The sequence below is a fragment of the Bacillus sp. SIMBA_026 genome, from assembly GCF_046535335.1.
GTDB lineage: Bacteria > Bacillota > Bacilli > Bacillales > Bacillaceae > Bacillus > Bacillus velezensis.
In genome coordinates, this window is the sequence record NZ_JAWRWX010000006.1 from 54,324 (window position 1) to 65,956 (window position 11,633).

Sequence of the window (11,633 nt, forward strand, 5' to 3'; positions counted from 1 at the left end):
AAGCACCTGATCGATTCTTACATGATCAGGTGCGATAACGTCTATCTATTCCTTGCTTTCTTCTTTCTTGATACAACAGCCGCGGCTCCGCCGGCTAATAGCAGCAGAATACCGGCCGTGACCGGTATCATACCATCCGTATCACCGGTTTTCGGCAGGTTTTTGCCTGTATCCGAGTGATTGGTTTTACCATTGGTATCAGGGTGATGCCCGCCTTGATTCGTTTGATGATTCGGTGTGTCTTTCCCAGGTGCGGGATTTTTTAATTTCTTATTAGAAACGACGACCTCAACAGCTTTTGACTGTCCTTTTTCAATTGTGAATTCAATTGGTTTTTCGTTCAGCTGATAGCCGTCAGGCGCTTTTGTTTCGATAAATTGATACTGCCCGGGGGCCAATCCTTCCACCGTAAACCGGCCCTTTTGATCCGTCTTCCATACCGCCGGCCGTTCTTTGCTGCCGCCGGTGTTTACCGGACGTCCGGCAGAATCCGTGATCTTGAATTCAGCACCTTCCAGCACCTTATTTTTATCGTCATGATCCACTTTTGTCAGTGTGACATCACCAGGCGTCAGTGTATTCTCCGCACTGATTTCGACTGGTTTTATGTCGGTATTTGTGATCTTGAATGATATTGGCGTTTGATCCAAACTGTAAAGTTCAGGCGCTTTTGTTTCGATAAATTGATATTCGCCTGCTTTCAGTCCCCGTACAATAATTTGTCCGTGCTCATCTGTCGTCAGACCCTCAGTCAGTACTTTGCCGTTTGCATCTGTCAGATTAAACTTCGCACCTTGCAGGACTTTCCGTTTGTCACCTTGATCCAATTTTGTGAGAACAACGCTGTTCTTGATGTTAACCGCAGTCAGGGCAGCCTGATTCGGTTTTCCGCTGTTCTCAGCCTTAATCGTAAACGGCGCAGGGGTTGTTGACAGCAGATAACCATCCGGCGCTTTTGTTTCAACAAATTGATAGTTTCCGGGCGCCAAACCGCCGGCGTCAATTTTGCCGCCTTCTTTTGTCATCAGATCGTCTCTTACAGTTTTTCCATCACTGTCAATGATTTTAAATACTGCACCGTCTAAAACGTTTCCGTCTTGATCCTTCTTGATCAGCTGGACAGAGCCTTGATAGTTGACAAAGGTGCCGGCGTCAGACGGCTTCGGCTTTCCTTCCGCTGTTTCTGAGATGGTAAACTCTACTTTCTCCGTATTTAACACATAGCCGTCAGGCGCTTTCGTTTCGATGAAGGCGTAATGCCCCGGTGCAAGACCGGACGTTTCTACTTTTCCGTCCTTATCTGAAACCAGATCTTCTTTAACCGTGTTTCCATCACTGCCGACGATTTTGAAGACTGCGCCTTCAAGGTTTCGGCCTTCCGCATCTTCCTTCGTCATCCGGACAGAGCCTTTATAGTTGACGGCCGTTCCTGCGTCAGTTGACTCCGGCTTTCCTTCCGCTGTTTCTGAGATGGTAAACTCTACTTTCTCCGTATTTAACACATAGCCGGCTGGCGCTTTCGTTTCGATGAAGGCGTAATGACCGGGTGCAAGGCCGGATGTTTTTACTTTTCCGTCCTTATCTGAAACCAGATCTTCCTGAACCGTTTTTCCATCACGGTCGACGATTTTGAAGACTGCACCTTCAAGGTTTCGGCCTTCCGCATCTTCCTTCGTCAGCCGGACAGAGCCTTTATAGTTGACGGTCGTTCCTGCGTCAGTTGATTCCGGCTTTCCTTCCGCTGTTTCTGAGATGGTAAACTCCACTTTCTCCGTATTTAACACATAGCCGTCGGGCGCTTTCGTTTCAATGAAGGCGTAATGACCGGGTGAAAGGCCGGATGTTTCTATTTTTCCGTCCTTATCTGAAACCAGATCTTCCTGAACCGTTTTACCATCACTGTCGATGATTTTGAAAACTGCTCCTTCAAGATTCCCGCCGTCTGCATCTTTCTTCGTTAATGCGGCTTTTCCTTTATAATTCACCATTGATCCCAATTCAACATCAGGTACTTGATTCTTTTCGTTCTTTGCGATTGAGAAGTGAATGGCTTTTGTGTTGACGATAAACCCTGATGGGGCTTTCGTCTCCATCAGCCGATAGTATCCGGCGGGCAAACCGTTTATCTCAACTTTCCCATTTTTATCGCTTTCAATATTATTTTTTATCAGAGTATAGGTACCGTCGCTTGATTTTTTCTCAAGCTTAAATACAGCACCGGCCAAAGGCTTGTTGTTTTCGTCTTTTTTGATAAGCGTCACCTTATTTTTTTGATTTATGACTTTATAGAGTGCTCCTGCAGCGGAGGATTTGCCGTCAATCGTAACGGAGACTCCGTTTACATAAGCATCGCTGATGGTGTAGCCGTCCGGAGCTTTTATTTCTTTCAGTACATAGGTTCCATAACGGATATTCCCAAACGTAAGTTTACCGGCATCGTCTGTTGTGCCCGTACGCAGCAGCTGCTTGCCGTCTTTAGACCGTAATTGAAAGTCTGCTCCTGAAAGAGGTGTTCCGTCTGATCCTGTTTTAAATATCGTCAGGCTTCCCTTCTCTCCTGATCCTGAGCCGCCGCCGCTTGAAATGGCGACAAACACTGAGCTGTTGTTCTCTTGGGTCTGCTCCTCAACATTCGTCCCTGATATCGAGACTTTGTTGCTGACCTGACCGCTGCTGCCGGAAATATTAATGAGAGAACGATATTGTATGACATACGCGCGGTCGATTTGTTTATAGCCGCCTATAAAGGTAAGGACAAATGATTGTTCACCGGTGGCATTGTCAGTTTTCATATCTACTTTATAGTCCTTATCTTTCTCAAGGTGCACATCACCCGGAACAAGATTTCCGCTGCTGTCTTTCATAACGCCGTTCTCATTATATTTTGCTTGATATACTTTAAATGAATCTTCATCTATTATTTGGTTCTCATCCGGTGTGTCTTTGACTTTTACGTCATCCAGCGTCGATTGGCTGGCATTGACATTGATGCTCCAATCGATATTGTTTCCGTTCTGTTTGCCGCCTTTAGAAATCAGGTTTCCTCCGTTTGCGATGGAAACTGAACCCGTCAGCGTTCGGTCTGCGTGGTCATTATTAAAGTACTCTGCTTTGTTTGTGTATTGATTCTGTTTGATGACCTGGCCTTTTAATGACGTTTTAAATTCAATCAAGTATGGTACAGCGTCATCTGTTTTGAGGCGTACGATTAACGTATTTTTGTTGCCGTCTGACGGCTCTTCTATTTCATATTTTGAAGGATCCAGCGCCTCTCCTTCAGTGATGGAGCCGTTTTTGCTGATGGTATACGTTTTAACAGCAACCGATCCATGCAAAAATTGCTGACCATCTGTGATCGTATCTTTTATATAAGGATTCTTTGAAGGTTCGCCATTGTAATTGATGCCGACTTTCCATGTGATTTCTTTTGAAACGGCGTTGTATGAGCCGTTTTTGAATCCGTTATGGGACGTCTGATTGTTCGGTGTGAAGCCGCTCGATTCCTTATTTGTGCGTTTGCCGCCGTTTTTATCGGTCCATGTGGACTCCGCCGTATTCTTAATCGTTTCGTTTGAAAAGTCAGCGTTGAATTTTGTCGTATACGTGATCTTAAACTGACTGTTTGTTTCTGCATAATCCCCGATCAATGCTATTGTAAAGCCTTTATTTCCGGTTTTTTTTGTTAATGTATAGTCTGTTCCTTCTTTCAGCGTTTTGTTTTCAGTCGTGTCTTGCATGTGAAATGAATCGTCAATGAGCGCCAGGCCTCCGCTGGTGAATTGATCATCCAGCGTCCAGTCTTTCATTGTGTAACCGTTTTTATTAACTGTGATTGACCAATCAACCGTCTTCTTCTCATAGTCTGCGTTTGAATAATGTTTAATCAGATTCTGCTGAATGGCGGTTCCCGGAGTTTCCTTTGATTCCCCTGTATCTGTCACTGCTGTGTTGGTGTATTTGACAGGACTGTCAATAATGACCCCATCGTTGATTTGAGATTGATAAATGATCTTATATGCTCCTGTGACAGTTTGCTTGAATTTTATGTCAAAGCCGTTCCCGTTATCAGTCAGCGTATAATCCTCACCCTCTTTTAATGGGGCGCCCTCTTGTTCGCTGCCGTTTTGGCTGAATGTAATCGGAAGGACTTTCAATGAACCGGGAACAAGATGCAGATCGTCTGATCCGAACGTATCCTTGATGCCGGCTTTGGATTGATCAATCTTTTTCTCACCGTAGTTGTACATAACAGCCCAGCTGAACGTTTGGGTTTCTCCTTTATAACCTGTCGAAGATTTTTCTATTATTTTTCCGTAACCCGCTGTTACGGAAGCTTCCGCAGAAATCGGCTCCGCATTTTCTCCGCTGAATGCCGCCTTGTTTGTCAGCGTGATGTTTCCGCCTTTACCCGGCTTTGCCTCATCTTTAATTTCCGTGTCATATATGAGCCGGTAGGCTGAATCGATCGTCCCGGCGAAGGTGACATTACCGTTTTCGTCAACGGTATAACCTGAAGTTATCTCATTTCCCTGACTCACCGAGCCGTCAATATTGACATTCAGTTGATACACTTTCACAGAGCGGAAAGTCAATTCGTCCGGAAGGCTTTCAGTCAATTTCGCATGTTTAACTTCTTCTTCCTTTTTATTAAGATCAACCGTCCACGTTACCTTTCCGGGATTAATACCTTTATCCAATGACCCTGATTTCTCAATGGTTTTATTGACATTCGGTTTAAAATAAACCGTTACGTCCGGCGTATCAGAGTTAACCGGAAACTTAATCTTTTGTGTGGTGGATCCTTTTATTTCTTTCTGATTGAATTGGGTGTTTACATACAATGACCCCTTGACGTTAGAATCTTCTTTTACCTCGCCGTTAAACGTCATGATGACATGGCCGCTCGTATTAATGGAAAAAGTTCCGTACGTACTATCGCCGTCGGTCAATGGCTGGTTCGTAATGTCATTATGCATGATAAATTCTTTAGGCAGATCAAATTCATATCGATCACCGTCGTTTATTGTTTTTCCCAGCTCATTCGGAATCGCCCATTGAATGGTGATATTTGCCGGAGAGTTCGTATTCGCAGGGTTGTTTTTGTCATATGTTTTTCCTTTTTCATCCGTCAATTTCACATCAGTTAAAATATTTTGCGTAATCTGGCTTCCGCCTGATTGAAGGCTTTTAGCGGCAGATTTGCTTGAAATCACCATTTTTGATTGACTGCGTTTAGCAGAAGGTTTTGATTTCGTTGTCTGTTCTGCTTTCTCCCCGCCGTCTGCAGATGCTGATTTTTTCTCTGTCTTATCCTGAGGTTCAGCAGGTGTTGAAGAGGTGTTTTTTTCTGTTTCGGAATCCGTTGTTCCGTCGTTCTTCACAGGTATTAACACCTGCTGGGTCTTGCCGGCATCCAGTTGAAAAAGAGCTTTTGCCATTTTCGTCTCATCTGTTATGTCGGGAGTAAACTTCGCCGACAGTGTAATGGAGCCTTTGGCATCCCCGGCATCCGCTTCAGCATCATTCACTTTCACTTCCAGCGTGCTGCTGTTTGCTTCAGCTTTATATATACCGATCACCCGATCAGCTGATGTCAGCTCACCTTCATCGTTATCTAATGTAAAACTTTCCGGAACCTTTATGGTGATATTCCGGTCACTTGCATCTTCCTTGTTTTTTAGTGACCATTCGTATGTCAGTGTCACTTTATCTCCCGGTGCTAAAGCCGGTTCACTGGCTTTTGACCCGTCAACAGTCTGCTGTCTGCCGTCTTTGACTGCAACTGAATCAAAGAACCCGCTCTCGCTTTGTTGTGATCCGGAAGCGGCTGCGATCGGAGTAAAGCTGACAACCTGGCTGAAGATGAAAAACAGCGTGAAGCATGAAATTAATGCCGGCCTCAGCCTTTTGCTTTTTTTCGGGCTGAACGAAAAGTTCCTCACTCCCAAGTCTTATTCCTCCCCTTTTATATAGACTCACGTTCGAACAAGCCGGTAAGCATGGGAATCTCCTTATCCGAACCAAACTACATTGTATGAAATCGGCCTATACAAATTCTGTACATGGGATCATTTCAGAAATAGCGCACAAAAAAAGACCGGCATCAGCCGGTCCGTTCATTCAATCGTCAATTGATTTTATCCTTCAATTGTTTATAGCGTTCGTATTCCTTTATCGCCTCTTCTACCTTTCCCAGTTTATTAAATAACTGCAGTTTGTATTGTATAATTTTATCGTCACCGGGCTCTATTTTCTCAACCTGCAGGCAAATGTCCATCGCTTGATGATCGTTCTTCTCTTGGATAAGAAAACCAATCAGTTCGTACGCTTTGCTGAGCCACAGATGGGCAAGACGCGCTTTTTCCGGCTCCGCCCACAGATAGCCATTCTCCATGAGATAATGGTTCTCATATGACATGACAATGTTCATGTGCCGGGTTAGTGCAGCTGCGCTGAGCGGAGGAGCCTCTTTTAATGTTTTTTCCCATTCAACTGTATCAATCTTTACCCCGGAAAGCCGGAGAATGTATCCTATATCGGTATTTTCTATTGATTGGCTGAAGGGCAGCTGACCGATTAATTTCCGTATCTGATATATTGTCGAGTAGAGCTGGGTGCTTGCTTTTGATATATCATAAGCAGGCCAAAACATTTCCATCAGCATGTCTTTACTGACCGTGCGCCCTTGATTAAGAAGTAAAAATGCATACAGTTCACGGGCTTTGGATGTTCTCCACTTGACTGTTATGTATGTTTTGACACCATTTACCGATTGATAAAAGTCCAGGTTCCCAAAACATTGTATAACATAATCCGTCCCGGTATTCTCGTCTGCCGTCCTGAGTTTTTTATTCATTCGGATTCGCTCAACAGTTGTCAGCAGCCGGGCATGGTCAACCGGTTTTAAAAGATAATCGACAGCATTTAATTCAAACGCTTTGATCGCGAATTCATTATAAGCGGTGATAAAAATAACTTGGATATTTTCATTGAGCTCCTGAATCGATTCAGCAAGCTCAATACCGTTTATCCCGGGCATTTCAATGTCAAGAAACACCGCATCAGCTGCTGAAAGCTCCGAATGCTCCAGAACTTCCGCCGGATCTTGAAACGTTATAATAGATTGAAAGGCGTTTGTCCGCTCAAGCATACGATTAAAATGAAGCAATGCCAGTTCCTCATCATCCACAATTAACGCTTTCAAACCGCATCCCACCCGTCAATATAGATATATCTGAAAATAATTTCAATTATACCATGTCCAACGCCCTATATAGTTGGATTCTTTTTCTTTCTCTTGTTGTATTATAACGTTTGTGATTACAATATTTATACATTACATAGGATAATAGAATGCCCCTGAATGGGATAAAGGAGTAATGATGTGAAAGAAAAATTTATTTCGATTTCGATTATTTGCGGCTATGCCGCTTTCTTTATGATTTTTATGGTCCTGAATCATTTTTCAGGATCATCCCTCCCTCAAGCGGAACAGGGCGTGATCAATCTGGAAAAGTGGGATTTTCAAAAGGATGGAAATGTCCAGCTGAACGGGAAATGGATTCTATATCCAAATCAGATGCTGTCACCGCAGGCTCTTCATTCAGCAAAAGGAAAAAATCCCGTACTCGTTGATGTCCCCGTCAATGTGAAGCTGTTCGGAAAAACGGCCGACGTGGATTACGGAACGTACAAACTGACAATCCGCTCAAATGAAGACAATCAGGTTTTGGGGATCAGCACATCTTATATCTACAGTTCAAACCGCCTTTATCTTAATGGAAAAGTAATCGGACAGAGCGGCAATCCTACAGAAAAAGCTGATTTTAAGGCGCAGAACAAACCATACAGCAGCTTTTTCAGGCTTCGCAAGGGTGACAATGAACTTGTCCTGCATTTTTCGAATTTCGGAAAAGTTCCCGGCTGGGGGATCGCAAAACCGATAACGTTTGGGACTCAGGAACAAATTATACGCGAGAATCAAATTTCCTTTTTCAATGATTCCGTTATGATTACGGCTTTTTTCATTACCGGTTTATATTTTCTCGGCTTTTTTCTGCAACGGACAAAGGATAAACATTTATTGTTCTTCTCCGTGATGTGTCTGCTTTTTTCTGCCATTATTCTTATGATCGGGAAAGAAAGAATTATCTTTCTCCTCTTTCCGTCTATTTCATTTTCATTGCTGAATTCCTTGCGTATCATCTCAACCGTGCTTGTCAGCATGGCGGTTTTTCTTTATCTCTTTTATGCATACAGAGAAATTGTTTCAAAAACGACGATCACCATTTTAACCGCTTTATCCGGGACCATCTTGATCACTGATTTTATGTCCGGAAGTTTCATTGACCATCTCTCATACATTTTACATTCTGTGCTTGCCGTTACGACTCTGTTTTATATTACATATATTTTTACGATTGCCGCCATAAGAAAAATAAAAGGAAGCACGTACCTTACACTCGCATCCGTCTCGATGAGCGCTTTTGTGATTCTTACGACCATTTCAGCTTACAGCGGCAAAACGGCTTTTTCTTTTAATTCGCTCTATTCATTGCCGACAGTCATCGCTTTATTGGCGGTGGTTCTTCTGATGGCGCAGCAATTCGCCGGAGCTTTCCGGGACAATGAAGTCCTCTCACGGAAATTAGTCAAAATCGACCAACTGAAAGATGAATTTATCGCCAAAACTTCACACGAATTCAAGACGCCGCTGAACAGCATTATTAATATATGCCAAACCCTTGTAGCCGGCAGAAAAAAGAAGACGATAGAGGAAGAGAAAGAAAATATGCAGCTGATCATCCGTATGGGCTACAGACTTTCTGATCTCGTAAATGATATTCTTGATTTGGAAAAAATGAAGCAGGGTATGCTGCAGATTCGTCCGGTTCCCGTCGATGTGCATGCCGTCATATGCAGTGAGATGAACTTCTACCGGCTTTTATCCAAACATAAAAAACTTGCCATTCTTAATCATGTGCCGGACGGCCTCCCTTTGGTGCTTGCAGATGAAAACCGATTCCGGCAAATCTTAACCAATCTTATTGAAAACGCAATCAAGTACACATCTGAGGGGAACATTATTCTTTCTGCTGAAAGCCTGAATGACAAAATGATTCAAATCACGGTGGCCGATACCGGCAGCGGCATTCCTGCGGCTGATCTTGAAACCATTTTTGATTCTTTTCAGCAAGCAGGAGGGACGGAAGAAGATGGAACGGGTTTAGGTTTAAGTATTGTGAAACAGCTCGTCAATCTCCAAAACGGGGACATCTGGGCGGAGTCAGCGGCGGCGCAAGGATCAGCCTTTCATTTTACGTTACCCGCCGCTCAAATTGATTCTTTACCGGAAGCAAAGACCGAACTTCCTAAATCACAGCCCGGGCAGAGAATGTCGGATATTTCGCTGGTCACGCCTTATCACTCAGAAAAAATCGAGGCTCCGACGATTCTGATCGTCGACGATAACATCGAGAGTTTGAAAATTTTAACGGATATGCTGGAAGGTGTTCCTTATAACGTAATCGCAGTAAAAAGCGGAAAAGAGGCGCTTCAAGCTGTCTCTTCCTCGAAGCTTGACTTGGTCATATTAGACTTGATGATGCCCGACATGACAGGTTTTGAAGTCTGCACAAACATCCGCGAAAGATTCAGCATGGTCGATCTGCCGGTTCTTATCGTTACAGCAGCCATTATCAGCCATGACAAATACAAGGCGTTTCATGCCGGAGCAAACGACATCTTACAAAAGCCTTATCATTACTCTGAATTCACCGCGCGTATTAAAAATTTAATTTTGATGAAGCATACGGCTCACCAAGCCACAAATTTAGAAATGGCGTTTCTTCAGTCGCAGATTAAGCCTCATTTTCTTTACAATGTATTAAATACGATCATCGCGCTCAGCCATTTGGATATTGAAAAAGCACGGGAAACGACTGCTGCATTTACAAACTATTTAAGGATGAGTTTTGATTTTCAAAACACTTCGGACATCAGCTCATTCAGAAACGAACTTTCTATCATTACGTCATATCTTTCTATAGAAAAAACACGCTTCGGCAAACGGCTTGATATCCTTTTTGATATTGAACAGGACATTGACTTCCCCCTTCCGCCTTTAATGATACAGCCATTGGTGGAAAACGCCGTTCATCACGGGATCAGTAAGAAAAGAGGCGGCGGACGGATAAAGCTGACAGCGAAAAAACAAGGCGAAAACACATATTTAATCAAAGTGGAGGATAATGGAACCGGCATCATGCCGGACATACAGAAAGATATTTTGTCTTCTGATGTTAATCGCAGTGTCGGCCTGAAAAATATCAATCGGCGGCTGAAGCATTTTTGCGGAAGCGAATTGACGATCACCAGCACCCCGGATGAGGGCACCGCTGTTTCGATGATGATTCACACTCCCGGCACAACGGATGACTCGAACTCACTAAAAACGTCTTCATTAAGATACTGATTAACTTCAGAAGGCTTGTAAATACTTCTGCCGGCTGTCGGGAAATTCCCGTCAGCCTTTATTTACCCAAAAAGTAAAAACAAAAAAGCTTGAAGAAAAAGTGATATCTTCTCCAAGCTTAAATGATACGCACCAGTCTGGCCGTTTTCACTTAAGAAATCGTAACTCCCGCGCTTGCATATCCCGCCACTGTATTAATAAGCGAAAGGCCTGTCGCAGTGGCTGAGAATACCATTAACAGCCGGGTTTGAGGAGTTACCGCAATGTTCAGCCCTGTCGTGATTCCGTTGCTGATGCTGCCGATTGACAATATGCCGGTGAGGGGAGGAGCTAAAGTGACGGATGCTCCGGGGATCGGCGTGAACGTATTGTTCGGCACTGTGGAACTGTATAATTGTGCGGTTATCGTAACGGTCGAGCCGACAAGCGACAACGCTGCGGTTGTACTGAAATAGGCGGCAATTGATGTAATGGTTCCGCTTCTCGGAGCAGAAAAAGCAAAGTTCAGCAGAGTCCCTCCGGCCCCGGTAAGATCAATTGCACCTCCCCCTCCGACATTGACGCCCGTCACAGAATTGCCGAAGCCGACAAGGCTCACCGTTCCGATTAATCCGCCGGCAATGGTCGTCACGGCAGTGGGAAGACCTGAAGCATAAGGAATGATCGCGCCTGCTCCGGTTACCCCGGTTGCACCAGTGATCCCGGTTGCTCCTGTTACTCCGGTCGCTCCGGTGAGCCCGGTTGCTCCGGTCGAGCCGGTTATCCCAGTTGCGCCGGTTAATCCGGTCGCTCCTGTTACTCCGGTCGCTCCGATTTCTCCCGTGGCTCCCGTTATCCCAGTTGCGCCGGTTAATCCGGTCGAGCCTGTTACTCCGGTAGTGCCAGTTTCTCCTGTTGTTCCTGTTATTCCAGTGGCGCCGGTGAGCCCGGTGGCTCCTGTTACCCCGGTTGCTCCCGTTATCCCAGTTGCTCCGGTATCCCCGGTTACTCCCGTTACCCCGGTGGCTCCCGTTACCCCAGTTGCACCGGTTAATCCGGTCGAGCCTGTTACTCCGGTGGCTCCCGTTATTCCGGTCGCTCCTGTTACTCCCGTTACCCCGGTTGCTCCTGTTGATCCCGTTACTCCAGTGACTCCGGTGGCGCCTGTTATTCCTGTCGC

The 11,633-nt window shown here is 44.7% G+C and carries 4 protein-coding genes and 1 pseudogene; 2 read left to right on the top strand and 3 right to left on the bottom strand.

From position 1 onward, the window contains the following. Positions 1 to 41 precede the first annotated feature (41 nt). Together SB847_RS19545 and SB847_RS19550 are read right to left on the bottom strand one after the other, a co-directional pair. Positions 42 to 5,948 (bottom strand): SpaA isopeptide-forming pilin-related protein, encoded by a 5,907-nt coding sequence (locus tag SB847_RS19545; RefSeq protein ID WP_410564864.1) that lies wholly within the window; start codon positions 5,946 to 5,948, stop codon positions 42 to 44. Positions 5,949 to 6,127: 179 nt separating this feature from the next. Next, positions 6,128 to 7,204, bottom strand: a complete 1,077-nt coding sequence (locus tag SB847_RS19550; protein WP_410564867.1) for a response regulator — start codon at positions 7,202 to 7,204, stop codon at positions 6,128 to 6,130. 804 nt (positions 7,205 to 8,008) lie between these two features. On the opposite strand from SB847_RS19550, the pseudogene SB847_RS19555 reads away from it, so the two are divergent. Both SB847_RS19555 and SB847_RS19560 read left to right on the top strand, forming a co-directional pair. Beyond that, a pseudogene (locus tag SB847_RS19555) lies at positions 8,009 to 9,322 on the top strand (sensor histidine kinase); the annotation flags it as partial. Positions 9,323 to 9,394: 72 nt separating this feature from the next. Continuing rightward, positions 9,395 to 10,474, top strand: a complete 1,080-nt coding sequence (locus tag SB847_RS19560; protein WP_410565068.1) for a response regulator — start codon at positions 9,395 to 9,397, stop codon at positions 10,472 to 10,474. 151 nt (positions 10,475 to 10,625) lie between these two features. Here the strand turns inward: SB847_RS19560 and SB847_RS19565 are convergent. After that, positions 10,626 to 11,633, bottom strand: a 1,008-nt coding sequence (locus tag SB847_RS19565; protein ID WP_410578347.1) for an exosporium glycoprotein BclB-related protein, incomplete at its 5' end; no start/stop codon positions are given.

Coding starts and splice junctions, on each gene's coding strand:
- SB847_RS19560 (WP_410565068.1), top strand. CDS start 9,395: ATGTCGGATATTTCGCTGGTCACGCCTTATCACTCAGAAAAAATCGAG.